Consider the following 22,664-nt stretch of genomic DNA (forward strand, 5'->3'; position numbering starts at 1 on the left):
GTCTGACGGAGCGGAGGAAACCGTATGCCCCCGGTAAACAACCTCATCAACCAGAACCTGACGGACCCGAGCCGGACGAGCGCGGGTCAGATCGCGGTTGGACAACAGGCCGAAGCCCTTCAGGGGACGCCGCCTCGGGCCCCTGGCCTTCGCACGGGGACCGTGGTCACCGGCAGGGTGCTGGCGGGGAACTCGGACGGGACGTATGTCGTGCGGATCGACGGCCAGGGCGCCAACCCGCCCCTTGAACTGCGCGCCAGGGCGACCCTGACCCTCGTCCCCGGCGAGCGGTTCACCGCCCTGTGGGACGCATCGGGGGGCGGCGTGCCGGTGTTGCGCCTCTCGAAGGAGGAACTGTCGTTCCTGGCCCAGGTCCCCCAACGGGACCGGGGGCTGGCGACGGCGCTCCTTTCACGGGAGATGCCCCTTTCGGGGGAGGTCCTGGCCGTCATCCGCGACGCCTGGCGCCGCATGGGGTCCGACGAGGGACAGATCGCGCCCCTCGTCGAGCTGTGGGCGCGGGGAGCGGTGCTGTCCGCGGAGAACGTGTCCCTGCTGGCGGGCTACACGGCGCTGGACGGGGCGGCGGCCTCGGAGATGTGGAACCGCATCCGTCGGGAGCTGAAGGAGCGAACCAAGAAGGGGCAGGACCCTTTAGAAGCCCTCCGCGAGATGAAGGAGGGCAACGGGGAGAAGGCGCGTTTTTTGCAGGCGCATTCCCTCTTGATGCGGCTCCCACGAAAGGACGTGAACCCCATGCTGCTGGCCGCGCCCTTCTGGCCCCTGCCGGAGGCCACGGGCGGCATGACCGCGCGCGTCTTCGTCGGGCGCTCGGCGGAGGAGGATGGGCAGCGCTACTGGCAGGCGGGCTTCGGCCTGACGGGGTCGGCCCTCGGCGCGGTGGCGGGCGTTGCGGAAACGGATGGGCGCGGCTGCAACGTCCTCCTGACCGCCGAGAGCGCGGCGGCCTGCGGCCTGTTGGAGGCCCGCAGGGGCGAGCTGCGACAGGAGCTGGCGGGCGCAGCCCTGGCAGTACGATTCATCGGCATCTCCCGTGGCGCGCCGCAGGAGCTGCGGGAGCGCCTGCTGGCCGGACGGGGATTGGACGTGACCGTGTGATGGCGGAAGCGAAGCGGGATCAGGCCGTCGCGCTGAAATACGATCGGGAAACGATGAACGCGCCCACGGTGACGGCCAGGGGCGAGGGCTTCATTGCGCGGAAGATCGTGGAGCGTGCCCTTGAGGCGGACGTCCCCGTCCTGGAGGACGCGGCCCTCGTTTCCGCGCTCCTGTCGCTGGAGCTGGGGGAGGAGATTCCGGCGGAGCTCTACACGGTGGTGGCGCGAGTGCTGACCTGGGTCTACCGGGTGGACCGCGAGGCCGCCGGCGGAGGGCGCGATGAGTAGCGCCGGGGACCTGGGCCGCCTGGCCGAGGGGTGGGCCGCGGACTACGTTCGCTCCCTGGGCTGGCGCGTGCTGGGCCGCAACGTGACGAACCACTGCGGCGAGCTGGACGTGGTGGCGCTGGACGAGGCGGAGCGCGAGCTGGTGATCGTCGAGGTGCGGTGCCGCACGCTGGGCAAGGTGCAGGCACCCCTCGACTCCGTGGGGCCGCGAAAGCTGCATGCGCTGATCCGCGCGGGCCGGACCCTGGCGGACGAGATGGGCTGGGACGGCCCCTGGCGCATCGACCTGATTGGCGTCACGGCGGGTCGGGGCTCCGAGGGCTGGAAGCTGGAGCACGTCCGGGACGTGACGCGCGGGATGGAGTTTTCGTCGTGAGCGGGATCCTGGGTGCGACGCTGAAGGGGATGGAGGCCCTGCCCGTCGAGGTGGAGGTCGAGATCACGGGCGGGCTGTTCGCCATCTCCATCGTCGGGATGCCGGACGTCGCGGTGCGGGAGTCGAAGGAACGGGTGCGGGCCGCGCTGCGGTCCCTGGGGCTGAGGCTGAAGGGGCGCATTTCCGTGAACCTCGCGCCGGCGGACGTCCCGAAGGAGGGGGCGCTCCTGGACCTGCCCATCGCCCTCGGCATGATGACCGCTTCGGGCCTCCTGGGGGACCTGCCGCGGGCCGTCTACATGGGGGAGCTGGCGCTGGACGGCCGCCTCCGGCGGGTGCGGGGGGCCGTACCAGCGGCATTCCTGGCGCGGAGCCTCGGCGTGCCCATCTACGTCCCGCGCGAGAACGCCGGCGAGGTGGCGCTGGTGCGGGGCGTGAAGGCCTTCTGCGCGGAAACGCTGGCGGAGCTGACGGCCTGCCTGCGGGGCGAAGCGGAGCCGTCGCCCGTGCCTGGGGCGGAGGTCCCGGACCTGCCGGAGACGGCGGACCCGGACTTCGCCGACATCAAGGGGCAGGCGGCGGCGCGGCGCGCGGCGGAGATCGCGGCGGCGGGGCACCACAACCTCCTCCTGGTGGGGTCGCCGGGCAGCGGCAAGACGCTGATCGCACGGGCCCTGGCAGGCATCCTGCCCCCGCTGACGGACGAGGAGCTGGTGGAAACGCTCCTGGTGCGCAGCACCCTCGGCATCTCCGAGGCGCCGGGGCGGGCGCGGCCCTTCCGTACGGTACACTTCAGCGCCAGCACGGTTTCCATCTGCGGGGGCGGCGCTTCCCTGAGGCCGGGCGAGGTGTCCCTGGCCCATCGGGGTGTCCTGTTCCTGGACGAGTACACGGAGTTTCGGCGGGACCTGACGGAGAGCCTGCGGGCGCCCATCGAGGACGGCCGGATCGTCGTGAGCCGGGCGGCCGGCACGGTGAGCTACCCCTCGCGGGTGTTGCTGGTGCTGGCGGCCAACCCCTGCGCCTGCGGCTTTGCCGGGGACCCCGTCGTCAAGTGTACCTGTTCTGCCCTGGAGCTGGAGCGCTACCGGCGCAAGCTGTCGGGGCCCATCCTGGATCGCATCGACCTGCAGATCGCTGTGCCGCGCCTGACGCCGGAGGAGCTGCTCTCCTTCTCCGGGACGTCGGAGCCCAGCGCCGCGATCCGGCGGCGCGTCATCGCAGCGCGGGCCGTTCAACAGGAACGCTGGGCGCCCTACGGCCTCGTCTGCAACGCGGAGCTGCCTGAGCGGCTGGTGCGTCGCTGCCTCGTCCTGTCGGAGGACGCACGGGCCTACCTGTCCGGCATGGCGGAGCGCCTGCACCTGTCGGGCCGTGGCCTGAGCCGCGTGCTGAAGGTGGCCCGCACCATCGCGGACCTGGCGGGAGAGTCGGAGCTGACGACGAAGCACCTGGCAGAGGCGCTGATGTACCGTTGCGGCTCCGGGAGCCGCGGAGGATAAGGGCGGATAGAGAGGTCCCTACCTGTCCAAGCTTGCCAGAAGTTTTTCCCTGAGGTATAATACACGGGCAGTCCGGGGGCGTTCGTTCCTCGTCTGCGGCACGACAGGCGGACATAGCTCAGTTGGTAGAGCATCAGCTTCCCAAGCTGAGGGTCGCGGGTTCGAACCCCGTTGTCCGCTCCAGCAGATCATCCGGCTCAGTCCGGTTACACTTAAAACCCCGCTCAAAAGCGGGGTTTTTGCGTTTTGACAGTCCGCCACTATCCGGTTAATATTGTCTATATCCGGCACATAACCGTACCTATTCCCGTACCACTCTTCGCGAGAGGACACGGAGAAGCGCTTCTGTGGTACGGTCGCGCTGAAGACAGGAGATGACTGGATTGGCGCTCACGGAAACTGCCATCAAGGCGGCAAAGCCGAAGGATAAACCCTACATGCTGCGGGACGACCGCGGGCTATGGCTGCTTATTGTCCCAGGCGGCGGGAAGTATTGGCGGTTGCGGTATTGGGTTGAGGGGAAAGAGAAGAAGGTATCCCTGGGGACCTACCCCTCCGTCACCATCAGGGAGGCGCGAGGACGGCGCGATGCGCTCCACAAATCGCGGGCCGAGGGAGTTGACCCTGCCGAGGCGATGAGGGGCAGGAGGAGCCCTTCTGAATCGACCTTCGGGCACATGGCGCGGGAGTGGCTGGACAAGCAAATCCGGGGGGTCTGTACGCCGAGGTACGCCCGTAACGTATTAAGCCGATTGGAGCGTTTAATCTTCCCGGTTCTCGGAGAGCGAGATATCCGCGAGATAACGGCCCCCGATCTGCTGCGTGTCTTTCGGGATATTGAAGACCAGGATAAGGTCTATTCGGCCCATCAGGTCTCCAGTTATTGCGGCCGAATCTTTCGGTACGCCGTCGCCACCGGGAGGGCGGAGCGCGACCCTACCGCCGACCTGCGCGGAGCATTGCAACCCTACAAGGTGGAGCACCGCGCGGCCCTGATCGATCCCGGCAAGATCGTCCAGCTGGTGCGGGCCATGAACGACTTTGACGGGACGCCTGTGGTACGGGCGGCTCTCTGGTTCTCCGCCTACACCTTCGCCCGTCCGGGCGAGATTCGCAAGGCGGAATGGACGGAGATCGATCTGGAGGTGGCTGAGTGGCGGATCCCCGCCGAGAAGATGAAGATGCGCAGGCCGCATATCGTGCCCCTGGCGAGGCAGGCGGTGCGGCTGCTGTCGGACCTGCGCGGACTGACCGGGCGTGGCGTCTACGTCTTCCCCAGCCTGCGGTCTGCGAAGGGGACTGTCCCCATGAGCGAGAACACGGTACTGTACGCTCTGCGGCGGATGGGGTTTGACGCCACCGAGATGACGGCACACGGGTTCCGGGGGATGGCCAGCACGCGGCTGAACGAGATGGGCTGGGCACCGGACGTGATCGAGCGCCAGCTGGCGCACCTGGACGCGAATAAAGTTCGCGCCGCTTACAACCATGCGGAGTATCTGGCTGAGCGGCGCGAGATGATGCAGGCCTGGGCGGATTGGCTGGAGGGGCTAACTCAGGAGTAAACGGCTCTTTGTTGATGTTGGCTACACGCTGCAGGGGCCGCCGAGGGTAGCCAGCCAGCACCGATAGAGCGAGGCGTTGGAGCTTGGGGCGGGCCCTTTATTGTTCCCAAGGCGGGATTATGGCGTGACCGGAGGGGGGGCTCAAAGATAAGAGAAAGCTGGTGTTCTACATGGCCTTCTGTGCCAACCCTTTCCCCAGTTTAGTTTAATAAGCCCTGTAAATTCTGTCCCAGGCGCACTGCCAAAATGGCGCGACGTTCTTCCAGGAATTGATCGTAAGAGTCCATCGTCCAAATATTGGCATTTGAAGGGATGCCATGCAATCTCAAATAATCATCATTGCATTGTGCAAGGTACCTCTCAGGGAGCGAGTCCCCCTTTGTCAAATTATCTTGTGGGTCCAAAAGCTCGCAGTTCAAAATGCGGTCGCGGGCATCCTGGTGGTACTTCAATCTGCCGTTCTCCCTGATTCTCTTCAACTTACTGTCAGGGAAAATATGATCTTTGGCAGTCATCTTGTCTGGATTATAGCCAGCTTCTCCCATGTAAAACAAATGAAGCACTAGGTCCGCCAAGGGGGCTTTCATGCTGATATCCAAAATAGCATCAATACTTACTGACAGTTCCTTGCCGTTCTCTCGACAAAGCCTTTCAATCTCCCTGATATCAAAAGCGGAATTGTGAATGGCATAGCCAATAAGCACTCGCATAAAAGCCTGGCTGGGTTTCTTGAATGCTTCCGAAAGAAAGGCCCCAAAAAGAAATGTCCTTGCTTGAGCCTTGATATTCTCCCATTCGCCCGGATGCGCGTACCGATAGCAAATCAGAATGAGGACTGGATTGAATGACGGCACGTTTTTGCTTCGGATGAAGCTGAAATCGGCGATAAAACGCAGAACATCGCAAATAGCAGACCCAATCTCCTTAAACCCCTTTTTTAGGGCTTCCTGGATTTTGGAACTGGCGAATTGTCTTGCATCGTTTTTCCCTCCGCCGGGCTCCCCGCTCAGCATGGCAAGGCAGGCACGTAAAATAAAGTCCTTGGGCTTTTTATATCCCATCGCGAGGACAGTTTCGTTAAGACGGTTGAACTCCCCTCTTGCATCTGCCCATTGCCCCTTGATCAAGGCCATCAGCAGGTCAACTTTCTCCAGCACGACCCCCTCGGAATTGGTGCGGACAAAGACCTCGGCGATATCATCCAGCCCTATCCCGTCATCAATGCTCAAGGTTTGCAATGGGACATTGGCGAAGGTTTTGAATACGCTATAAAGCTGCATGGCATTCTGTCCCATGCGAGCTTTTGCCTCTTCATTGAAATGTGAGGGGATTATTCCTTTTTTCATAAGTTCTGTGGGGATGGAGCTTGTCATCCTATAGGGGGTATTCAGGAACTCCTTGACATTGAGCCATGTTCCCTTTTGAGGCTTCTCAGGCTTGAAGTCAAAAATATAACCAAATTCCCCATCAGGATCGCTGGTAAGGTCAAAGAAAAGTACATCCTTGTCATAAGAGCCGTAACGAGCGATATAAAGGCTTTGGAGACGTTGTTGCCCATCAAGGATGTAGCGTCGGCTCACACCATCTTCGCCATCACGGATATCCTCATCAAAGTCATAAGCCTTATGGTAGTCCTTTATAAAAGGGCGGTAGCTGATTTTCTCTTTTGTTTCCCAGGCAAGGAGGGTCCCGATGGGGTAACGCCGCATGAAGGAATCCAGCAGACGGTAGATGCGCTCCTTCTCCCAGACAAAATCCCGCTGAATGTGAGGAAGAAAAATCCCCCCGTTGTTGTCTTGGTTAATGTTTTTCAGAACGTTCTCTATCGTATCCTGAACGAGCGCCATGATTACCCACCCTTCCTTGTCCTAGCTCACCACAACCCCGTCACGCGCTCCGCCTTCGGAAGCCGCAGCAGAACCTTCCCCAAGATGCCGAACTCGACGCCTTCATCCGTGAGATCGACGAGGATTTCCTCGTAATCTTTGTTGAGCGCGCGAAGCAGCACCTTGTCATTCCCTTCAAAGAGCACGCCTCGAACCATCAGGCGCCCCTCATATTTCACGAGCCCAATGTCTCCGTTGGATAGCTTGACATCTACAAAAAGCACCCAATCGCCGTCGTAGATACGCGGCTCCATGCTGTTCCCCTCAACGGCAATAACACGAATCCCGTTATCCCCCACCTGCCAGGAATAGCCGTTGACCATGTAAAACGGGACAGGACACTGTCCAATCTCTTCCCACACCACATCTTCAGCGTAGGCATTGCCTCTGCCGCAACAGGCTTTTACGTGGGGACCCACCACTGGCACCCAGGCAACAGGTACCTCATGGGCGTTAGATTCTGGCAATACATTGCGACTTAAAAGGCTCCCCTTTTTTGACGTGGAAAGATACGCAAACGCTGCTGGCGAAAAAGGGCGCTTATTCCCATCAACTTCAGGACCATCTCCAAGGATGGTCGTATAACGCTTCGGGTCATCTGTTTCGCCAAGAAGATATGCCGTCGACGTTTTAAGAGCTTGGGCTAGCTTTGATAATGAAGTCCCCCTTGGCATCAACTCCCCACGTTCCCATCGGGCGACCGTGTTAGAGTGCATGCCGATAGCGCTCGCCAGTTCTTCCTGAGATTGGCTTAGGCCTTCTCTTAGAAGTTTTATGCGGTCCCCTACCATAAAAGTCACGCTCCTCCTTAATTAACTATACGAAAAAGGCTAGAAGATGGCAAGAACGTACTCGGATAACTTTCTGCTCATTTTCGTATAGATTTGTATTGACATTCCTATACGTATTAGGATAGAATACTCGCATGGGATACATCCGGATTGAAAGGTTGGTGTGAGAGAGGTGAGATTTCTTGGAAGGATTCGCCAAGCAAAAGGGTTGACACAAGCAGAACTTGCAGAAAAGGTTGGGGTGGGAGTAAACAGCATTGCAAGGTACGAACGCAATGAGATGACCCCATCGTTAACGGTGGGACACACGATTGCCGAGGTCTTGGGTGTTTCTGTCGATGAACTGCTGCGGGGCCCGGCGGAGGAGAAGTGGGTGCTGGAGATCAAGGTTGCGGATTCGAAGGAGGAGGTGATCGACATGACGGGAACGATGCCGTGCGTGGCCGCCATCACGGGGACGCAGAGCGGGGCGAACCTGCAGCTGAGCGCGAAGTGGGAGACGTTTCGGGACGACGCGAAGTTCCAGGATTTTATCGACCAGGTGACCCGGGCGCGGGGCCTGCTGCTGGAGATGGGAGCAGGGATGGAAAAGCTGAAGGAGGTGGGGGCGTAAGAGAAATAGCCCCACGAGGGGGCTATTTCTTGAACAGATCGGAGTGGGTTCCGGTAGTTAGGAGGTATTTCTACATGGAGGGTGAGTTGACCCTACGGCTGAGCCCGAAGGATATCAACGCAATAGCGGACCGGGTTTGCGAAAAGATGCTCCCAGCTCTGCGCGTGCCGGAGCCCGCCGCGAGCCCGGAAGACTTGATGACCGCCAGGGAGGTGCAGGCGTTCCTGAAGATCAAGCCGAGCGCCTTCTACGAGTGGCTCAAGAACAAGACGATCCCAGAGGGGATTCGCATAGGGCCGAAGGAGCGCCGGTGGGCACGCGGGGATATCTTGAGCCTTGTGAAGAAGAGGGAGGAGCTGGCATGAAATGGACGTGGCCGTACATCCTGCAGCAAGTCGTGCTCCTCGGCGCCTGGGGCTGGCTGATGCGGACGGCCTGGCGCGAGGTGCGGGAGATATTGCGGGAGGGAGAAACAGAGGAATGAGCACCAAGAAGAAGTTTTCTATCACCCTCACGGACAGCGATGAGCAGCGGGTACGGCTCGCTGCGGCGCTGGAAGCAGCCTACATGGTGCTGAAGCCACAGAAATCCCGATTCGAAGATTATGTAGATGCGGTGACACTCGCACGCGCAGCCCTCGCGAAAGCGCGGGGAGAGGTGGAATAAGAAAAGCCCCTCTGCCAAGGGGCCTTTCCAAAGAAAAGAGGGTTAATGACAAATGGATTTTACCACAGGCCGGACATATCGGTTCGTATCGCGCAAGGGTTGGAAAACGCGGGAGGTCGACTCCACGAAAAAACCCAAGAAGTTGACCTACCTCCGGCACGTCGGGGAGGTCGACCTCTTTCGGCACCCTACGGCGGGTTGGCTGGAGGGCTTCACGCTGAGGCAGGCCGAGGATTATGAGATTACGGAGGTACGGACGTGATCGACATCATCCTGGAGCTCTTGAACGACGATGACTTTCTTCGCCGATTTTGTGAGGATTGCCCGTTCGCAGCTCGAGGGACGCCGGACGACTTCTGCCCGGCCGATGGCTGCCCGACGGAGCCTGAATGCCTCCGACGCGAGAGATTCAGGCTGGTCGAAGACGCTGCGGAGGAGGCCTATAGGGTGATAAGGGAGGCGGTGGCGTGATGGAGCGCGAGCAGTGGCTTGAGGAACGGCGCAAGGGGATCGGCGGCAGCGACGCCGCGAAGGTAATGGGGCTCTCCAGGTGGGGCGGTCCGTTCTCGGTCTACCAGGACAAAGTGAACGGCGTCAAAGCTCCGGTCGATTCGGAGGCGGTTCACTTCGGCAACGTCCTGGAGGACGTTGTGGCCCAGGAGTTCTCCCGCCGCGAGGGCGTGAAGGTTCGCCGGCGCAACTCCATGACCTTCAGTGAGGAATACCCCTTCATGATGGCGAACATAGACCGCGAGCTGGTCGGGGCAAAGATCGGCCTTGAGTGCAAGACGGCCAGCGCCTACAAAAGTGGGGAATGGGAGGGCGACGAGCTCCCCGACGAGTATTACGTCCAGGTGCAGCACTATTGCTCCGTGATGGACTGGGAAGGCTGCTGGATCGCCTGCCTGATCGGCGGGCAGAGGTTCGTTTACAAATACGTCCCGCGCAACGAGAGTTTCATCGGCGACATGATCGCTCAGGAGCGGGATTTTTGGGAGGGGCACGTCATCCCACAGAACCCGCCGCCCATCGGGCTGTTTGACGAGAACATCGTGGGACTCATGGGACAGGAGGATCGGACCGTTTTGGAGCCGACCCCGGAGGACATGGAACTGGCGCGGGAACTTTCTGGAGTCCGAGCTGCCTACGGAGAATTGGAGACCCGAAAGAAAGCTCTGGAGCTGGTCCTTAAGGGGCGGATTGGTGAGCATCTTGGGCTTGACGGAATAGCGACGTGGAATACGACGAGGCCCTCCCTTGTAACGGACTGGGAAGCCGTGGCGAAGGAGCTCGCCCCGTCGGCGGAGCTGATCGAGAAGCACACGACGAGAAAAGAAGGAATCCGGCGGTTCCTTTTCAAATTCAAGGAGGCGGTATAAATGGCGACAACGAACGGTATTACCCCGGCAGAACTGAACAGGAAGCTGGCGACCCCCGGCGCGGAGCTTAGCAAGGTGGAGTTCAAGCAGGCCGTGACTAATTTCAAGTCCGAGATCGAGGCAGCGCTCCCCGTGCACCTCAAGCGGAACGCGGAGAAGTACGCCCGCCAGGCCATGACCCTGTTTTCGCAGAACCCCAAGCTCCAGAAGTGCACGGGGGTAACGATTCTGTCAGCCCTGATGACGGCCTCCGCCCTTGGGTTGGATCTGACGCCACAGCTGGGGCAGTGTTTCATTATCCCCTACGACAACAAGAAAAAGACCGCGAGGGGTTGGGAGATCGTCACAGAGGCGCAGTTTCAACTTGGGTACCGTGGCGCTATCGTTTTGGCTCAACGATCCGGGGAGTTGCTCCGCATCCAAGCCGATGTCGTGTGTGAGCTGGATAGGTTCCGCTACGCCAAGGGGCTCAACCCAATATTGGAGCACGAGGAGAGTATCGAGGAGAACCGTGGTCGGATCATATACGTCTACGCGGTAGCAAACTTCAAGAACGGCGGATATGCCTTCGAGGTTTGGCCCGTGGCGAAGGTCATTGCTCACGCCAAAAAGTTCTCCAAGAGCTTCTACAAGCGGGACTATAAGACCGGGAAAACCGTCGAGAACGACAAGAGCCCATGGCATACTGATTTTGAGGGCATGGCCAAAAAGACGCTGATCCTGGCAATCTGGAAGTACCTCCCACTCTCGACGGAGCTGATGCTTGTGCAGGACAACGACAACACGATCAAGCGCGATCTGGGGGACATCGCATCGGAGAAGGACATCATCACCGTCACCCCATCTCTTGCGGAGGACGAGGATGATGCCATTGAGTTCGAGAAGGAGGAGGTTCTTACCCCGCAGCCTGCTCTTGCGCCGATCGACCCTATCCCCGTGGAGCCCGACGCTCCGGCATTCCCGGTGGAGGAGCCTGCCCCCACGGAGCCGAGTGGCGCCCCAGAACCCCTGGACGACCACAAGCAGGAAGCGCCCAAGAAGCCCAAGCCTTTCTCCGAGCTGGAGAAACTGCGGGCCGAGGTGGAGTCCATCATGGGCCCGGATGGGTTGGACTACACCGCAGGAGAGCGGGCGGAGTTCTTCTTCCAGCACGGAGGGGATACCGAACTGGTGAACATCAAGCCCAATGGGCTGGCGAAGATTCTTTCCGAGGCGCGGAAAGCGCTGCAGAAGAAGGATGCCGAGACCGCGGCTCACGTCCCCGACGTGCCGCATGACGAGGTGATGGACCTGTTCAGGTAGGCGGATATTCCCGAGTGGTTATTTCTGTTTTGGAAACAACCACTCGGTATAAACAAGAAAAAAGGAGATGGAGGGTATGACCTTGAAGGCCCTGAAATGCAAAGTGACCGCCCCGAAATACACCCCGACCCGCGCCCACCACGGAGACGCCGGGCTTGACCTGAAAGCCGCCGAAAACGCCCTGCTGTACCCCGGAGATCGCCAGGCCGTCGATACCGGCGTGAGCGTGGAGATCCCGGACGGATATGTCGGCTTGGTCTGTGCCCGAAGCGGCAATGCGGCTCGGCGCGGTATCGGCATTGTGAACGGCGTCGGTGTTATCGACTCCGGGTATCGCGGCACAATCAACGCCATCCTCATCAATCACGGGCGGGACAACGTGACGATCAGCCGCGGGGATCGAATCGCTCAGCTCCTGATTGTTCCCATCGAAACGCCGGACGTTGAGATCGTGGACAGACTTTCGGACTCCGATCGCGGAACTGGCGGGCTTGGTAGCTCCGGGAGGTAGACGATGGGGTACGCACTCGAAGGCTGGAAGGTCACGTATACCCGGAGCTATGACACGAACTACGGGGAAATTGGGACCGTCGTCAACGTCACGGTAGGAGACACCAATATCCCCCTGGGGCATGCTGGTATTGGCTCTAACGACGAATCAGAGCGCAATTTTGCCCGAGCCGAACAGATCGCCCGCCTGATCGCAGCCGCCCCCGACTTGCTGGATACGCTGGGGGCTGTAATGATGACCATCAATACCCCGGAGGTCCCGGACGCTGCATTAGCCAGAGGGCGCGCTCAGCTCTTGCTCGCAGAACTGGGGCACGGGACGCACAAGGGCGAACAAGGGCAGGAGGAGATCGAGAGATGAGCCATACGCCGGGACCGTGGAGCTATGAGGAGCCGGACTGGGACGGACTGCCGTATTTAATGGCGGGAAATGGGGATGTCGTAGCGACGCTCTTTTCGGAGCCTGAGAACTCGAGCGACATACCCCTGATCGCCGCCGCCCCGGAGCTGTACGAGGCCCTGGAAAAACTCTTCGACCTGATGATCAGCGACAAGGTCAGTAAAGACGAAGGCGTGCGAAGGCTGCAAATGGCCGCAGACGTGCTCGCCAAGGTGCGGGGGGAGATGGAAGGATGAAGGGCTACAACCGAGTGACCTTGATGGGGAACTTGACGCGCGACCCCGAGGTTCGATACACGCAGAACGGCATGGCGTGCGCCAGGTTCTCCCTGGCCGTCGGGTACTCCAAGAAGAAGCAGGACGGCTTATACGAGGACGCCGCGGACTTTCCGACCTGCGTCGTCTGGGGGAAACGGGCCGAGGTGATCGGCAAGCACTTCCGGAAGGGCTCCGGGATCCTCGTCGAGGGCAAGATACAGACCGGGAGCTACCAGGACAAGAACGGCAATAAACGCTACACGACGGATGTCCTGGTACAGGACTTCAACTTCGTCGGCGGCAAGAAAGACGGGCAGGACAGCGGAGGCGGGTACGCCCCACATCCGCAGGGGCATTCTGGGGGCTGGGGGAAGGACGACGACTTCCCCATGGACTTCGCCGAAGCGGAGACCGGCGGCGAGGCGGATATCCCGTTCTAAGACTCCGGGACGTACGCCGTACGTACACCGTACGTACATGTACGCCACAAAGCCTATTCTAAGGAGAGCTCGAAAGATGGCATGGATAAAATCCCAACAAGCGTTACGGGACCATCCTAAACTGAAAAAATTGGCTCGCAGCCTGGAGATATCCATCCCAACCGCATTGGGGCATCTGCACATGCTCTGGTGGTGGGCGATGGATTACGCGCAAGATGGGAACCTGACGCCATTCGATGCCTTGGATATAGCCGATGCCGCCGGATGGGGGGGAGACCCGAATAGATTCGTTGACGCTATGGTGAACTGCGGGTTCCGGGGCGCCGGCTTTTTGGAGCGTACCGAAGATGGCGAGCTCCTGATACATGATTGGGACGAACATTGCGGAGACGAGTTTGAGCGCAGGGCGAAAGAGGCCGAACGCCTTCGCGCCTATAGGGAAAAGAAAAAGAAAAGCGATGAAAAAGTACGAACGCCGGACGAACCTGAAGCGTACGTCGTACGTACACCGTGCGAAACGAGTACGTCCGAAGTACGTACGCCGGACGAACCCGGTACGTACGGTGTGAGAGGAGAAGAGAAGAGAAGAGAGGAGAAGAGAGGAGATACCCCCCCTACCCCCCCACGGGGGGATGAGGCGGAGGCGGACGAAACGTCCCCTGAGCCTCCGGACGACGGGGCCGTCAAAGTCTCGGAGGTCGTGGAGCTCTGGAACACAGAGCTCTGTCCCCTGGGCTTTCCCAAAGTCTCGAGGGTCACCCCGGAACGCCGGAAGCACTTCAAGGCCAGGCTTCGCGATGGGGTCGAGCGCCGGGAGCTGGCGTGGTGGCGTGATCGCATCGCCGCCATAGCCGGGAGTGAGTTCATGCGTAAAAGCGCCGCGGAGAAGGCTCAATGGCTGGACTTTGACTGGCTTCTGAACGAGACGAACCTGGTCAAGGTCGCCGAGGGCAAATACGGGCGTGTCCTGAACTTACCGCGCGGACAGCCGACGGGGCAGGCTGGGCAAAGCATGGACGAGTACATGCGGGAGCTGCAAAAAGACCCATTCTGGGGCGGTTCTGGAGGTGCCGAGACATGACCGAGCGAGATAAACCCGAGTTCGCGGCCTGCCTGAAAGTGGCCGCAGACCTGTACGGGCGTCCGCCGCTATCCACGGAGGCGCTGAAAATGTTCTTCCTGCTGCTGCAAAAGTTCAGCCTGACGCAGGTAAAAGCCGCATTGCAAGGGCACATGGCGTCGTCGCCGTACATGCCCAAGCCCTGCGACGTGATTCAGCGCATTGAGGGCCGGGCCGAGGACCGTGCGGCCGCAGCCTGGGCGCTGGTCATGAAGGCCGTATCCCGGTTTGGGCATGACACGAGCGTCCGCTTCCCGTCCCCGGCGATACACTACGCCCTGGAGCAGATGGGCGGCTGGGCGCGGTTCTGCATGCGCCTTGCGGAGGCTGAGCTCCCCTTCCGCGCCAAGGACTTCGCGCAGTTCTTCGCGATGGGCGAGCGCTGCGCAACGTGGGACGGGGCGAGTGGCACGGTGAAGGTCCCAGCATACCTGGCGGGGACTTGCGAGTTGTCTAACCGGACGAACGGCTACGCTCTGCCCGCGAAAGTCTACGACGCGGAGACGGGCGAAACGCTGGAGGGGCAGGCGCTCTCGACCGGAGCGGGGAAGATCGTGCCGATCGCAACGGTGCTGGCTGCGCAGATGCGGACGGGAGGGGCGCAATGAAACCGAGACTGCGCAAAAGCCCCAGGGTGCAGTATCCCAGCGTGTGGAGTCTGCTGTGGAGCTGGGGGGAGTTCTGCGAGCTGTCCCTGGACCGCGAGGCCGGATGGGTCGCACTCCCCAAGTGGCAGCAGCGCTACAAGGCCTTGCGGCGCTCTGCCCGGAACCACGGGCACAAGCTGGGGACGATCGACGCGCTGGAGAAAGTCCAGCGCGAATGGGAGGCAAAACCATGAGGACGCTGGCCAGGGTGGAGCTCTTGGGCCTGCCACCGACGGTGAATCACCTTTACAGGACCTCCCGAAGCGGAGTTCGTTACAAGACCTCCCAGGGAAAAGAGTGGCAGGCCCTCACTGTCGCCATCATGGCTGCCGCGAAGACGAACCGCGCCCCTTACGACGGCGACGTGGCACTGGAGGTCCTCTTCCAGACGGCGGACCGAAGACGCTGGGACCTGGATAACCGGGTCAAGGCCCTCCAGGATTGCCTGGCGATGGCCGGCGTGATCGAGGACGACCGGCAGATACAGCGTCTTCTCGTGGAGCGACGGACAGGACCGAAGACAGCGACGGTCGTTGTTGTGTGGGAGCTGGGGTCGGAGAGGGGGAAAGCATGAAGCGTATATATACCCCACAGTGCCTCGCGCACGTGGAGAAAATTCTCGAGGCCTTCCCCGTGCAGCGGCAACAGCTCGCCCTGCTGGATGACTTCATCGCCGCCTCGATTCGCAGTCCGTCCATTTCGGATACCCCCGGCGGAGGGGGGGCGGATTCGGAGCAGGAACGCATCCTGGCGGCGAAGGAGCGCAGCCCACAGTACCAGGACCTTGCCCGGACCGTTGAGACGGTGCGGCGTGCCCTGCGCGTGCTGCCCAGGCGTGATCTTGCCTTTGTCGAGATGCGATACTGGCGACGGATGGGGATGCATGACATCGCCGAGGCATACGGGAAAGAAATCCGGTCCCTCTGGAGATGGAGGGACCGGATTCTGAGCCGCCTTGTGCCGTTTCTCTTCCGGCATGTGGCCTAGTCATCGGGGGGCGGCAGTATGCCGGCCTCCCGTAGAATATCTTTTACCGGATTGAAAGTGTCATTGATGTGACACCCCCTGTCGTGGTATTCTGGTAGCATCAGAATTTGGGACGCCGATCGGGGCGTCCTTTTTTGTTGGGAGGTGAACCGATTGGTCTCTGCTAACAAAGGCGAAACAAAGAGAAAGGCTCCACCTCACGCCTTCAAGAAAGGTCAATCGGGGAACCCCAGGGGCCGGCCCAAGGCGAACCCCGAGGTGAAGGAGATTCTCAAGGCCGCATCGCCGGACGCGGCGCGGAAGCTCGTGGAGCTGGTGGGGAGCCGGACGGAGAAGATCGCGCTGGCTGCGGCTACGGAGATTCTGGACCGGACGATGGGGCGGCCGGAGACGACCGGGAAAGTGCAGGTGGACATGTTCCTCTCCCCTGCCGCGATTCTGGAGAAAATAAGGGGGCGGCGGGAATGAGCGACCTCGAAAAACTAGCGGACGTCGTGAAGGAGTGGCGCGAGAGTGCCGCTCTTTTTGTGTCCGACCAGTTTGGCGTCACACCGACCGCGCAGCAGAAGGCGCTTCTGGACGCTGCATCGAAACCGGGCGCGCACGTCGCAGTGAAGTCCGGGCACGGGACGGGGAAGTCCACGACCCTTGCCTGGCTGGCGCTCTGGGGGCTCTGCTGTTTCGAGGACGTGAAGGTCCCCTGCACGGCCCCGACCGGACACCAGCTCGAGGACGTGCTCTGGAGCGAGATCGAGAAGTGGCGGGGCCGGATGCTGGAGCCGTGGCGGTCCGCGATATCCGTCACGTCGGATGCCGTGAAGATCGCCGGGCTGCCGAACTTCGCAGCGGCACGGACCGGGCGAAAGGAGAACCCGGAGGCACTGCAGGGCTTCCATGCGGACACACTGCTCTTCCTCGTGGACGAGGCGTCCGGCATACCGGACCAGGTGTTCGAGGTCGCGCGCGGTGCGCTCTCCACGCCGGGAGCCCGCGTCGTGATGGCTGCGAACCCGACCCGGACGACAGGATACTTCTACCAGGCGTTCCATCGGAACCGCGAGGCGTGGGACCTGCTGACGTTCTCCTGCGCGGATTCTCCGCTCGTCTCGAAGGAGTACGTCGAGGAGATGCGGGAGGAGTACGGTGAGGAGAGTGACATCTACCGTGTCCGCGTGCTCGGCGAGTTCCCGAAGGGCGGGGACCTCCAGTTCATCCCCTCCGCGCTCGTGGAGCAGGCGCAGGCCCGGTACTACCGGGAGGACGCATTCTCGTTTGCCCCGGTGGTGCTGGGCGTGGACGTCGCGGCGTTCGGCGGGGACCGGTGCGTGGTGTTCCTCCGGCAGGGGCTGTACTCGGAGTGCCTCTGGACGGGGCGCGAGGTGGAGACGGCGACGCTCGCGGGCGTCGTGGCGCGCTTCGAGGACGAGCGGAAGGCGGATGCGGTGTTCGTGGATTCGACCGGCGTCGGGTTCGGCGTGGCGTCGAACCTCCGGCAGATGGGGCGCTCCCCTATCGCCGTGGACTTCGCCAGCGCCCCGACCCATCCGGCGTACCTGAACAAACGGGCGGAGTGCTGGGGGCTCCTGCGGGACTGGCTGAAGGAGGGCGGCTGGCTGCCGAAGGACGATCGGCTGCGGGACGATCTCTGCGCGCCGGAGTACGGGTACACGCTCTCCGGGAAAATCCAGCTAGAGCGGAAAGAGAAGATGCGGGCCCGTGGGCTGGCGTCCCCCGACCTGGCTGACGCGCTGGCGCTGACGTTTGCCGCTCCGGTGGTCAAGCAGGAGTACGTCCCGGACTTTCGGCCGCAGGACCAGCGGGATATCTTTGAGTGGGGAAGGAGGTGAGGCCGCATGTGTTTCCCGAAGGCACCGAAGGTGGAGACGCCGCCGCCTGCGCCGACGATCGACCAGGCGAAGACGGACGACGCGGTGACGGCCCGGCAGGATGAGCGCAAGCGTCTGCGCGGGGCCATGAACTCCCGCACGACGATCTTGAGCGGGCGCGACGATCAGGGGCGCAAGACGCTCCTGGGAATGTAGGTGGGGACGATGGAAGTGAGGGAGCTTCAGAAGCGCGTCGAGGAGTTGGAGGAGGCGCGCAATCGCATCAGACCGCAGTGGGAGGAGATAGCCCGATACGTCACGCCGGGACGCGGCGTCTTCGACGACGCCGAACCCAATCAGGGAGACCGGAAGGACCGGGACCTCCTGGACGCGACGCCGTTTCAGGCGCTCACGACCCTCGCGGCGGGGATGCAGGGCGGACTGACCTCCCCGTCCCGCCCGTGGTTCAAGCTCGGCGTGACGGACCCTGAGCTGGGGGATTACGAGCCGGTGCGGGTCTGGCTGGACGAAGTGGAGCGGCGGATGCTCCACGTCCTGGGGCGATCGAACCTCTACAACTGCCTGCACACGCTGTATGCGGAGGTCGGAGCGTTCGGGACCGGGGCCGTCTATATCGAGGAGGATCCGACAGAGGCCCTGCGGGGCACGGCACTCACCGCCGGGGAGTACGCTGTGGCGTTCGATTCGCGCGGGATGCCCTCGGAGTTCTGCCGGACGTTCTGGATGACCGCACCGCAGATGGCGGAGGCGTTCGAGTACGATGTGCTGTCCGACGCGGCACGCAGCGCCATGGACAACGGCAGGCGCGGGCAGTGGTTTCGGGTGCATCACCTCATCTTCCCGAACGACGAGTTCTCTCCGCTGGGGAAGGAGGACCGCCCGGCAAGGACCATGCCGTGGGCGTCGGTCTACTGGGAGCACGGCAAGGAGAAGCCGCTTCGGGTGTCCGGGTACGAGGAGTTCCCCGTCCTGGTCCCGCGGTGGGACGTGGTTGGCGCGGACTACTACGGGCGCGGGCCGGGCTGGGCGGCGCTTGGGGAATCGAAGATGCTGCAGGAGCTTCGGTACGACTACCTGGGCGCGCAGAAGCTGGCGATCCGGCCGCCCCTGATGGGGCACACCACTCTCAAGAAGGCGCGCCCCGACCTGACGCCGGGGTCGCTGACGTACTACGAGGGCGACGTCGGGGTTCGGCCCATCTACCAGGTGCAGCCGGACATTCCTGGCCAGCTGCAGGCCATCGCGGAGAGCCGGCAGATGATTCAGCGCTTCTTCTACGCCGACCTGTTCCTCATGCTGGCGTCGAACGACACGCGGGGTATGACGGCCCGCGAGGTCGTGGAGCGACACGAGGAGAAGATGCTCATGCTGGGCCCCGTGCTGGAGCGCCTGGAGAACGAGCTGCTGGACCCACTCATCGAGCGCGTGTTCGCCATCATGGACCGCATGGGGCTCCTTCCGCAGCCGCCGGAGGACCTGGGCGGGAAGTTGCTTCAGGTGGAGTACATCTCCGTCCTGGCGCAGGCGCAGCGGATGGTGGGGATTGAGGGCATCGAGCGGCTGGCGGGCTTTGTGGGGGCCTACGCGCCCCTGAAGCCAGAGGTCCTGGACAAGGTGGACTTCGACGAGGCAATAGAGCAGTACGCCCGGAAGCTGGGCGTCCCGGCCGCGGTGATCGTGTCAGACGAGAACGTGGCGGCGATTCGAGAGCAACGCGCACAGCAGCAGGCGCAGATGGAACAGATGGCCGCCATGCAACAGGCGGCTCAGACGGCCCAACAGGGGGCCGGGGCGGTACGCCAGGCAGCTCAGGCCGCCGAGGGCGGCGGGCTGGGAGAGATCGCGGATCTGCTGGGAGGAGGAGAGGGTGAAGGGGTGCTATGACACGCGAGGAACTGCGAAAACAGGACGTGCAGGATTTGCGGGCGCTTCTCCATACACGGGAGGGCGCTCGTTTTCTATCCCGACTGTTCGACTTGACGAGAGTCTTTGAGATCAGCTACGTCGCGGGCGACGCGGGGGCTACGGCCTTCCATGAGGGGGCCCGAAACGTCGGGCTGCCCGTTTACGCGGACGTGCTGGAGGCGGACGAGGACGCCCTGGCGCTGCTTGGGGCGGCGCGCAGGGAGAGGGAGATCATAGAGGAGGCATAAGCGATGGCGGAGAACGATACGGGCGCAGGGGCGCCGCAGTCCCTGCTGGGTGGAGCGGAGCCACAGGGCACGGAGACACAGAGCGGGAGCCTGCTGGGCGGACCGATGCCTGCGGAGCCGCAGGGCGGACAGAGTACTCAGACCCCGGAGCCGCAGGGCGCGGAGCCTGCAAAGAACCTGGACGCGGCGACGCAGTATGAGAAGTTCACCATCCCGGAGGGGTTCGACTACGACGACGGCAAGGTGAGCGAGTTCACGACCCTGGCGCGGGAGCTGAACCTCAGCCAGGAGCAGGCACAGAAGCTCGTCGACCTGCACGTGCGGCACTGGCTGGGCTTCGAGGAACAGACGAAGGCGCAGGCGCGGGAGTGGAGCCGGCAGTCCATGGAGGACCCGGAGTTTGGCGGGCAGAAGTTCACCCAGAGCCTGCGGGATGCGCATCGGTTCATCAACGTCTTCGGTGGCGAGAAGCTCAAGGCTGCGCTCGAAGCGACGGGGGCCGGGAACCACCCGGAGATTTTCAAGGCGTTTGCCCGCGCAGGGCGCATCCTGGGCGAGGACCGCCTCGTGACCGGTGCGGGCGCTGCCGGAGCGCACGGAGGGACGTTCGCCGACCTGGCGAACACGTTGTACCCGAACATGAAGAATGGAGGTAACAGCTAATGCCGTATGAGCTTGGAAACGTGATGACGCTGGCTGACCTGGCCACGCGCCACGGCGGGCGGGACAACAAGGTCCTGCCCATTGTGGAGGTCCTGACGAAGATGAGCCCGCTCCTTCAGGACATGAGCTGGCAGGAGGGGAACCTGCCGACGGGGCACGTGTTCCCCGTGCGGGTGGGGCTGCCCGGCGTCCACTGGCGGCGCATCAACCAGGGCGTGACCCCCACGAAGAGCACCGTCACGCAGGTGACGGAAACCTGCGGGATGCTGGAGGCCGTGTCGGAGATCGACGAGAAGCTGGTGCAGCTCTCGAACGACCCGGGGCAGTTCCGTCTCACCGAATCCATGGCCTTCATGGAAGCGATGATGCAGGAGTTCGAGTCCGCGCTCTGGTACGGGAACGGGCAGCTGAAGCCGGAGACGATCACGGGGTTCGCCCCGCGCTTCTCCCTGCTGACCGGGCCCGTGAAGAACCAGATCATCGACGCAGGGGGGACGGGGAGCAATCTGGCGTCCATCTGGCTGATCGTCTGGAGCAACCTGACGACCTTCGGCATCTACCCGAAGGGGACCCCGCAGGGGCTGCAGCACCACCCGTCGGATATCGTCGACCTCGTGGATCCTACCGGAGGCACGTTCCGGGGCTACCGCGACCGGTTCCAGTGGAACGTGGGGCTGTGCCTGCGCGACCCGCGCTACGTCGTGCGCATCGCGAACATCGACGTGGACAAGCTGCCGACCTACGGGACGGCCGCGAACCAGGCAGCAGACCTCATGAGCCTGATGAACATCGCCACGAACCGCATCCACAACATCGGGCTCGGCAAGGCGGTGTGGTACATGAACCGCACGCTGCGGGAGGCCTGGGAGAACCAGATGCTGAAGAACTACCACATCCAGCACACGAAGGAGAGCGCAACGTCGAAGTGGGAAGAGGCTTACAAGATGATTCCCATCCGTATCTGCGATTCCCTGCTGAACACTGAGGAGAAGGTGGCGTAGATGATTCTCGACAACAACCTGACGTTTCTCACCGCGAAGGATGCGGCGGTCACGGAGTCCCCGGCGGTCGCGCTGGGACAGGGTGACCTGGAGGGCAAGAACAAGGGCCTGACGCCTTACAACAACCTCGTCCTGCACGTGACGGCGGCGGAGACCATCTCCGCCCCCATCACGGTGACGCTCGAAACGAGCGACAAGAAGGACAGCGGCTTCACGGCGCTGATGGCCTACCCGGCCGTGGCGAGCGCCAAGCCCGGCGATACGCTGGTCAAGGAGAAGCTGCCCTGGGGCTGCCTCAACTGGCTGCGCATCAAGCTGAGTGTGGCGAAGAAGGTCAACGCGCACCTGGCGTTGGACGTCGATAAGAAGTACCCGATGGTGTAGGCCATGAGCTGCTATCGATGCACGGTGCGCTGCCAGTGGCGGCGTCAGCTCTGGAAGGTCGGCGAAACGGTGGAGTGCGGCGGGGGCGAAATGCCCCCGTCCGCGTTCTTCGAGGAGATTGCGTCGGAGGCGCCGGAGGTCGAGCCCCCGCAGGAGGAGCACGCGGACGAGCTCGCGACGAAGCGGCGCGGAGGTCGAAAGAGGAAGGAGGAGGACGGCGATGACAGACCTGGAGGCGGCGAACAGGGCGCTGATACTGCTGGCAGTTGAGCCGGTCGGATCCCTGAGCGAGAACGTCAAGGCCGCCCGGGTCGTTTCCGCCCTGCTCCCGCACTGTAAGCGGGTCGTCCTGAACGAGTTCCCATGGCCGTTCGCCATGCGAACCGTCCCCCTCGCGCCGCAGCCGGGGCCAGATGTGGGGGTGTTCCAGTACCCGTCGGGGGCACTGAACGTCCGTCGGGTGATTGACCTCGTGAACACCAGCAAGCCGTTCAGGGTCGAGGGCTCTCTGATCTACTGCGACGTTCAGTGGGCGAAGGCCGAGTACACGGCGGACGTCCAGGACCTGGGGGCATGGCCCGCGCAGGTCCTGGAGTGCCTGACGACGCGCCTGGCGTCGGACGCGGCTAACATGCTGACGGGCTCGCCACAGCTAGCCATGAGCCTGCTTGAGAAGTACGCGATGCTGGTGAGGCTGGCGATGCAGACGGCGGCGGTCGAGGGGTACGATACACCGCTTCGGAACCAGGATTACGTGGACGTGAGGTAA

General features: G+C 62.5%; 34 protein-coding genes and 1 tRNA gene. 33 read left to right on the forward strand and 2 right to left on the reverse strand.

Annotated elements, in window-relative coordinates:
- Nucleotides 1–24: 24 nt before the first annotated feature.
- From Q0629_RS00960 to Q0629_RS00985, 6 genes are all read left to right on the forward strand, one after another.
- Nucleotides 25–1,119, forward strand: a complete 1,095-nt coding sequence (locus Q0629_RS00960) for a hypothetical protein (RefSeq protein ID WP_298777791.1) — start codon at nt 25–27, stop codon at nt 1,117–1,119.
- Entirely contained in the window at nt 1,119–1,406 is a 288-nt protein-coding gene (locus Q0629_RS00965; RefSeq protein WP_015556412.1) for an EscU/YscU/HrcU family type III secretion system export apparatus switch protein, read from the forward strand. The genes Q0629_RS00960 and Q0629_RS00965 overlap by 1 nt, the downstream gene beginning before the upstream one ends.
- Nucleotides 1,399–1,782 (forward strand): YraN family protein, encoded by a 384-nt coding sequence (locus Q0629_RS00970; protein WP_298777799.1) that lies wholly within the window; start codon nt 1,399–1,401, stop codon nt 1,780–1,782. Before Q0629_RS00965 ends, Q0629_RS00970 begins: the two co-directional genes overlap by 8 nt.
- Complete coding sequence (locus Q0629_RS00975) at nt 1,779–3,284, forward strand: YifB family Mg chelatase-like AAA ATPase (RefSeq protein WP_298777802.1); 1,506 nt, start codon at nt 1,779–1,781, stop codon at nt 3,282–3,284. Before Q0629_RS00970 ends, Q0629_RS00975 begins: the two co-directional genes overlap by 4 nt.
- Nucleotides 3,285–3,391: 107 nt before the next feature.
- Nucleotides 3,392–3,467 (forward strand) — tRNA-Gly (locus tag Q0629_RS00980).
- 191 nt (nt 3,468–3,658) lie between these two features.
- Nucleotides 3,659–4,849, forward strand: a complete 1,191-nt coding sequence (locus Q0629_RS00985; RefSeq protein WP_298777805.1) for an integrase arm-type DNA-binding domain-containing protein — start codon at nt 3,659–3,661, stop codon at nt 4,847–4,849.
- Nucleotides 4,850–5,049: 200 nt separating this feature from the next.
- Here the strand turns inward: Q0629_RS00985 and Q0629_RS00990 are convergent, their stop codons facing one another.
- Entirely contained in the window at nt 5,050–6,696 is a 1,647-nt protein-coding gene (locus Q0629_RS00990) for a DUF262 domain-containing protein (RefSeq protein WP_298777806.1), read from the reverse strand.
- A 26-nt stretch (nt 6,697–6,722) separates the two neighbouring features.
- On the reverse strand, nt 6,723–7,526 hold the full coding sequence (locus tag Q0629_RS00995) for a LexA family transcriptional regulator (protein WP_298777809.1): 804 nt from the start codon (nt 7,524–7,526) through the stop codon (nt 6,723–6,725).
- Nucleotides 7,527–7,698: 172 nt separating this feature from the next.
- Here Q0629_RS00995 and Q0629_RS01000 point away from each other — a divergent pair, with 172 nt between their 5' ends.
- The 27 genes from Q0629_RS01000 to Q0629_RS01130 all read left to right on the forward strand — a co-directional run bounded on the left by Q0629_RS01000 (nt 7,699) and on the right by Q0629_RS01130 (nt 22,664).
- Complete coding sequence (locus Q0629_RS01000) at nt 7,699–8,139, forward strand: helix-turn-helix domain-containing protein (RefSeq protein WP_298777873.1); 441 nt, start codon at nt 7,699–7,701, stop codon at nt 8,137–8,139.
- Between the two features lie 29 nt (nt 8,140–8,168).
- Nucleotides 8,169–8,504, forward strand: coding sequence for a hypothetical protein (locus Q0629_RS01005; protein WP_298777810.1), 336 nt, complete (start codon nt 8,169–8,171; stop codon nt 8,502–8,504).
- Complete coding sequence (locus tag Q0629_RS01010; RefSeq protein WP_298777811.1) at nt 8,501–8,623, forward strand: hypothetical protein; 123 nt, start codon at nt 8,501–8,503, stop codon at nt 8,621–8,623. Before Q0629_RS01005 ends, Q0629_RS01010 begins: the two co-directional genes overlap by 4 nt.
- A complete protein-coding gene (locus Q0629_RS01015; protein WP_298777813.1) occupies nt 8,620–8,805 on the forward strand; it encodes a hypothetical protein in 186 nt (61 codons plus the stop codon). The genes Q0629_RS01010 and Q0629_RS01015 overlap by 4 nt, the downstream gene beginning before the upstream one ends.
- A gap of 52 nt (nt 8,806–8,857) precedes the next feature.
- Nucleotides 8,858–9,067: a hypothetical protein gene (locus Q0629_RS01020; protein WP_298777815.1), complete on the forward strand. Its 210-nt coding sequence runs from the start codon at nt 8,858–8,860 to the stop codon at nt 9,065–9,067.
- Nucleotides 9,064–9,276 carry a hypothetical protein gene (locus Q0629_RS01025; protein ID WP_298777816.1) on the forward strand — a complete coding sequence of 71 codons (213 nt, stop codon included), beginning with the start codon at nt 9,064–9,066 and terminating at the stop codon, nt 9,274–9,276. The genes Q0629_RS01020 and Q0629_RS01025 overlap by 4 nt, the downstream gene beginning before the upstream one ends.
- A complete protein-coding gene (locus Q0629_RS01030) occupies nt 9,276–10,184 on the forward strand; it encodes a lambda-exonuclease family protein (RefSeq protein WP_298777875.1) in 909 nt (302 codons plus the stop codon). The genes Q0629_RS01025 and Q0629_RS01030 overlap by 1 nt, the downstream gene beginning before the upstream one ends.
- The gene (locus Q0629_RS01035) at nt 10,185–11,486 is read left to right on the forward strand and encodes a recombinase RecT (protein ID WP_298777818.1); all 1,302 of its coding nucleotides are present in this window, start codon (nt 10,185–10,187) and stop codon (nt 11,484–11,486) included. It abuts the gene before it with no gap.
- A 76-nt stretch (nt 11,487–11,562) separates the two neighbouring features.
- Complete coding sequence (gene dut / locus Q0629_RS01040) at nt 11,563–11,997, forward strand: dUTP diphosphatase (RefSeq protein ID WP_298777819.1); 435 nt, start codon at nt 11,563–11,565, stop codon at nt 11,995–11,997.
- A gap of 3 nt (nt 11,998–12,000) precedes the next feature.
- Entirely contained in the window at nt 12,001–12,357 is a 357-nt protein-coding gene (locus tag Q0629_RS01045) for a hypothetical protein (protein ID WP_298777821.1), read from the forward strand.
- Nucleotides 12,354–12,632, forward strand: coding sequence for a hypothetical protein (locus tag Q0629_RS01050; protein ID WP_298777824.1), 279 nt, complete (start codon nt 12,354–12,356; stop codon nt 12,630–12,632). The genes Q0629_RS01045 and Q0629_RS01050 overlap by 4 nt, the downstream gene beginning before the upstream one ends.
- Nucleotides 12,629–13,093, forward strand: a complete 465-nt coding sequence (gene ssb, locus Q0629_RS01055) for a single-stranded DNA-binding protein (RefSeq protein WP_298777826.1) — start codon at nt 12,629–12,631, stop codon at nt 13,091–13,093. Before Q0629_RS01050 ends, ssb begins: the two co-directional genes overlap by 4 nt.
- Nucleotides 13,094–13,169: 76 nt before the next feature.
- The gene (locus tag Q0629_RS01060) at nt 13,170–14,174 is read left to right on the forward strand and encodes a hypothetical protein (protein ID WP_298777828.1); all 1,005 of its coding nucleotides are present in this window, start codon (nt 13,170–13,172) and stop codon (nt 14,172–14,174) included.
- On the forward strand, nt 14,171–14,821 hold the full coding sequence (locus tag Q0629_RS01065) for a DUF6475 domain-containing protein (RefSeq protein ID WP_298777830.1): 651 nt from the start codon (nt 14,171–14,173) through the stop codon (nt 14,819–14,821). The genes Q0629_RS01060 and Q0629_RS01065 overlap by 4 nt, the downstream gene beginning before the upstream one ends.
- The gene (locus Q0629_RS01070) at nt 14,818–15,054 is read left to right on the forward strand and encodes a hypothetical protein (RefSeq protein WP_298777832.1); all 237 of its coding nucleotides are present in this window, start codon (nt 14,818–14,820) and stop codon (nt 15,052–15,054) included. The genes Q0629_RS01065 and Q0629_RS01070 overlap by 4 nt, the downstream gene beginning before the upstream one ends.
- On the forward strand, nt 15,036–15,434 hold the full coding sequence (locus Q0629_RS01075) for a RusA family crossover junction endodeoxyribonuclease (RefSeq protein ID WP_298777834.1): 399 nt from the start codon (nt 15,036–15,038) through the stop codon (nt 15,432–15,434). Before Q0629_RS01070 ends, Q0629_RS01075 begins: the two co-directional genes overlap by 19 nt.
- The gene (locus Q0629_RS01080) at nt 15,431–15,847 is read left to right on the forward strand and encodes a hypothetical protein (RefSeq protein WP_298777836.1); all 417 of its coding nucleotides are present in this window, start codon (nt 15,431–15,433) and stop codon (nt 15,845–15,847) included. Before Q0629_RS01075 ends, Q0629_RS01080 begins: the two co-directional genes overlap by 4 nt.
- A gap of 144 nt (nt 15,848–15,991) precedes the next feature.
- Nucleotides 15,992–16,315 (forward strand): DUF5681 domain-containing protein, encoded by a 324-nt coding sequence (locus Q0629_RS01085; protein ID WP_298777838.1) that lies wholly within the window; start codon nt 15,992–15,994, stop codon nt 16,313–16,315.
- Nucleotides 16,312–17,694 carry a hypothetical protein gene (locus tag Q0629_RS01090; protein ID WP_298777840.1) on the forward strand — a complete coding sequence of 461 codons (1,383 nt, stop codon included), beginning with the start codon at nt 16,312–16,314 and terminating at the stop codon, nt 17,692–17,694. The genes Q0629_RS01085 and Q0629_RS01090 overlap by 4 nt, the downstream gene beginning before the upstream one ends.
- A 6-nt stretch (nt 17,695–17,700) precedes the next feature.
- A complete protein-coding gene (locus tag Q0629_RS01095; protein ID WP_298777842.1) occupies nt 17,701–17,889 on the forward strand; it encodes a hypothetical protein in 189 nt (62 codons plus the stop codon).
- A gap of 9 nt (nt 17,890–17,898) precedes the next feature.
- On the forward strand, nt 17,899–19,578 hold the full coding sequence (locus Q0629_RS01100; protein WP_298777877.1) for a portal protein: 1,680 nt from the start codon (nt 17,899–17,901) through the stop codon (nt 19,576–19,578).
- Between the two features lie 92 nt (nt 19,579–19,670).
- Complete coding sequence (locus Q0629_RS01105; protein ID WP_298777844.1) at nt 19,671–19,847, forward strand: hypothetical protein; 177 nt, start codon at nt 19,671–19,673, stop codon at nt 19,845–19,847.
- 3 nt (nt 19,848–19,850) lie between these two features.
- Complete coding sequence (locus Q0629_RS01110; RefSeq protein ID WP_298777845.1) at nt 19,851–20,510, forward strand: hypothetical protein; 660 nt, start codon at nt 19,851–19,853, stop codon at nt 20,508–20,510.
- Complete coding sequence (locus tag Q0629_RS01115) at nt 20,510–21,511, forward strand: major capsid protein (protein WP_298777847.1); 1,002 nt, start codon at nt 20,510–20,512, stop codon at nt 21,509–21,511. The genes Q0629_RS01110 and Q0629_RS01115 overlap by 1 nt, the downstream gene beginning before the upstream one ends.
- Nucleotides 21,512–21,895, forward strand: a complete 384-nt coding sequence (locus Q0629_RS01120; RefSeq protein ID WP_298777849.1) for a hypothetical protein — start codon at nt 21,512–21,514, stop codon at nt 21,893–21,895.
- A gap of 3 nt (nt 21,896–21,898) precedes the next feature.
- Nucleotides 21,899–22,165: a hypothetical protein gene (locus tag Q0629_RS01125; protein ID WP_298777851.1), complete on the forward strand. Its 267-nt coding sequence runs from the start codon at nt 21,899–21,901 to the stop codon at nt 22,163–22,165.
- The gene (locus Q0629_RS01130) at nt 22,116–22,664 is read left to right on the forward strand and encodes a hypothetical protein (RefSeq protein WP_298777852.1); all 549 of its coding nucleotides are present in this window, start codon (nt 22,116–22,118) and stop codon (nt 22,662–22,664) included. The genes Q0629_RS01125 and Q0629_RS01130 overlap by 50 nt, the downstream gene beginning before the upstream one ends.

Source organism: uncultured Fretibacterium sp. (genome assembly GCF_938030725.1).
GTDB lineage: Bacteria > Synergistota > Synergistia > Synergistales > Aminobacteriaceae > Fretibacterium.

What these genes read in the sequence shown, in the direction of transcription:
- Q0629_RS00960 (WP_298777791.1), top strand. Translation starts at nt 25, where the DNA reads ATGCCCCCGGTAAACAACCTCATCAACCAGAACCTGACGGACCCGAGC.
- Q0629_RS00965 (WP_015556412.1), top strand. Translation starts at nt 1,119, where the DNA reads ATGGCGGAAGCGAAGCGGGATCAGGCCGTCGCGCTGAAATACGATCGG.
- Q0629_RS00970 (WP_298777799.1), top strand. Translation starts at nt 1,399, where the DNA reads ATGAGTAGCGCCGGGGACCTGGGCCGCCTGGCCGAGGGGTGGGCCGCG.
- Q0629_RS00985 (WP_298777805.1), top strand. Translation starts at nt 3,659, where the DNA reads ATGACTGGATTGGCGCTCACGGAAACTGCCATCAAGGCGGCAAAGCCG.
- Q0629_RS00990 (WP_298777806.1), bottom strand. Translation starts at nt 6,696, where the DNA reads ATGGCGCTCGTTCAGGATACGATAGAGAACGTTCTGAAAAACATTAAC.
- Q0629_RS00995 (WP_298777809.1), bottom strand. Translation starts at nt 7,526, where the DNA reads ATGGTAGGGGACCGCATAAAACTTCTAAGAGAAGGCCTAAGCCAATCT.
- Q0629_RS01010 (WP_298777811.1), top strand. Translation starts at nt 8,501, where the DNA reads ATGAAATGGACGTGGCCGTACATCCTGCAGCAAGTCGTGCTCCTCGGC.
- Q0629_RS01015 (WP_298777813.1), top strand. Translation starts at nt 8,620, where the DNA reads ATGAGCACCAAGAAGAAGTTTTCTATCACCCTCACGGACAGCGATGAG.
- Q0629_RS01020 (WP_298777815.1), top strand. Translation starts at nt 8,858, where the DNA reads ATGGATTTTACCACAGGCCGGACATATCGGTTCGTATCGCGCAAGGGT.
- Q0629_RS01030 (WP_298777875.1), top strand. Translation starts at nt 9,276, where the DNA reads ATGGAGCGCGAGCAGTGGCTTGAGGAACGGCGCAAGGGGATCGGCGGC.
- Q0629_RS01035 (WP_298777818.1), top strand. Translation starts at nt 10,185, where the DNA reads ATGGCGACAACGAACGGTATTACCCCGGCAGAACTGAACAGGAAGCTG.
- dut (WP_298777819.1), top strand. Translation starts at nt 11,563, where the DNA reads ATGACCTTGAAGGCCCTGAAATGCAAAGTGACCGCCCCGAAATACACC.
- Q0629_RS01045 (WP_298777821.1), top strand. Translation starts at nt 12,001, where the DNA reads ATGGGGTACGCACTCGAAGGCTGGAAGGTCACGTATACCCGGAGCTAT.
- Q0629_RS01050 (WP_298777824.1), top strand. Translation starts at nt 12,354, where the DNA reads ATGAGCCATACGCCGGGACCGTGGAGCTATGAGGAGCCGGACTGGGAC.
- ssb (WP_298777826.1), top strand. Translation starts at nt 12,629, where the DNA reads ATGAAGGGCTACAACCGAGTGACCTTGATGGGGAACTTGACGCGCGAC.
- Q0629_RS01060 (WP_298777828.1), top strand. Translation starts at nt 13,170, where the DNA reads ATGGCATGGATAAAATCCCAACAAGCGTTACGGGACCATCCTAAACTG.
- Q0629_RS01065 (WP_298777830.1), top strand. Translation starts at nt 14,171, where the DNA reads ATGACCGAGCGAGATAAACCCGAGTTCGCGGCCTGCCTGAAAGTGGCC.
- Q0629_RS01070 (WP_298777832.1), top strand. Translation starts at nt 14,818, where the DNA reads ATGAAACCGAGACTGCGCAAAAGCCCCAGGGTGCAGTATCCCAGCGTG.
- Q0629_RS01075 (WP_298777834.1), top strand. Translation starts at nt 15,036, where the DNA reads ATGGGAGGCAAAACCATGAGGACGCTGGCCAGGGTGGAGCTCTTGGGC.
- Q0629_RS01080 (WP_298777836.1), top strand. Translation starts at nt 15,431, where the DNA reads ATGAAGCGTATATATACCCCACAGTGCCTCGCGCACGTGGAGAAAATT.
- Q0629_RS01090 (WP_298777840.1), top strand. Translation starts at nt 16,312, where the DNA reads ATGAGCGACCTCGAAAAACTAGCGGACGTCGTGAAGGAGTGGCGCGAG.
- Q0629_RS01095 (WP_298777842.1), top strand. Translation starts at nt 17,701, where the DNA reads ATGTGTTTCCCGAAGGCACCGAAGGTGGAGACGCCGCCGCCTGCGCCG.
- Q0629_RS01100 (WP_298777877.1), top strand. Translation starts at nt 17,899, where the DNA reads ATGGAAGTGAGGGAGCTTCAGAAGCGCGTCGAGGAGTTGGAGGAGGCG.
- Q0629_RS01110 (WP_298777845.1), top strand. Translation starts at nt 19,851, where the DNA reads ATGGCGGAGAACGATACGGGCGCAGGGGCGCCGCAGTCCCTGCTGGGT.
- Q0629_RS01115 (WP_298777847.1), top strand. Translation starts at nt 20,510, where the DNA reads ATGCCGTATGAGCTTGGAAACGTGATGACGCTGGCTGACCTGGCCACG.
- Q0629_RS01120 (WP_298777849.1), top strand. Translation starts at nt 21,512, where the DNA reads ATGATTCTCGACAACAACCTGACGTTTCTCACCGCGAAGGATGCGGCG.
- Q0629_RS01125 (WP_298777851.1), top strand. Translation starts at nt 21,899, where the DNA reads ATGAGCTGCTATCGATGCACGGTGCGCTGCCAGTGGCGGCGTCAGCTC.
- Q0629_RS01130 (WP_298777852.1), top strand. Translation starts at nt 22,116, where the DNA reads ATGACAGACCTGGAGGCGGCGAACAGGGCGCTGATACTGCTGGCAGTT.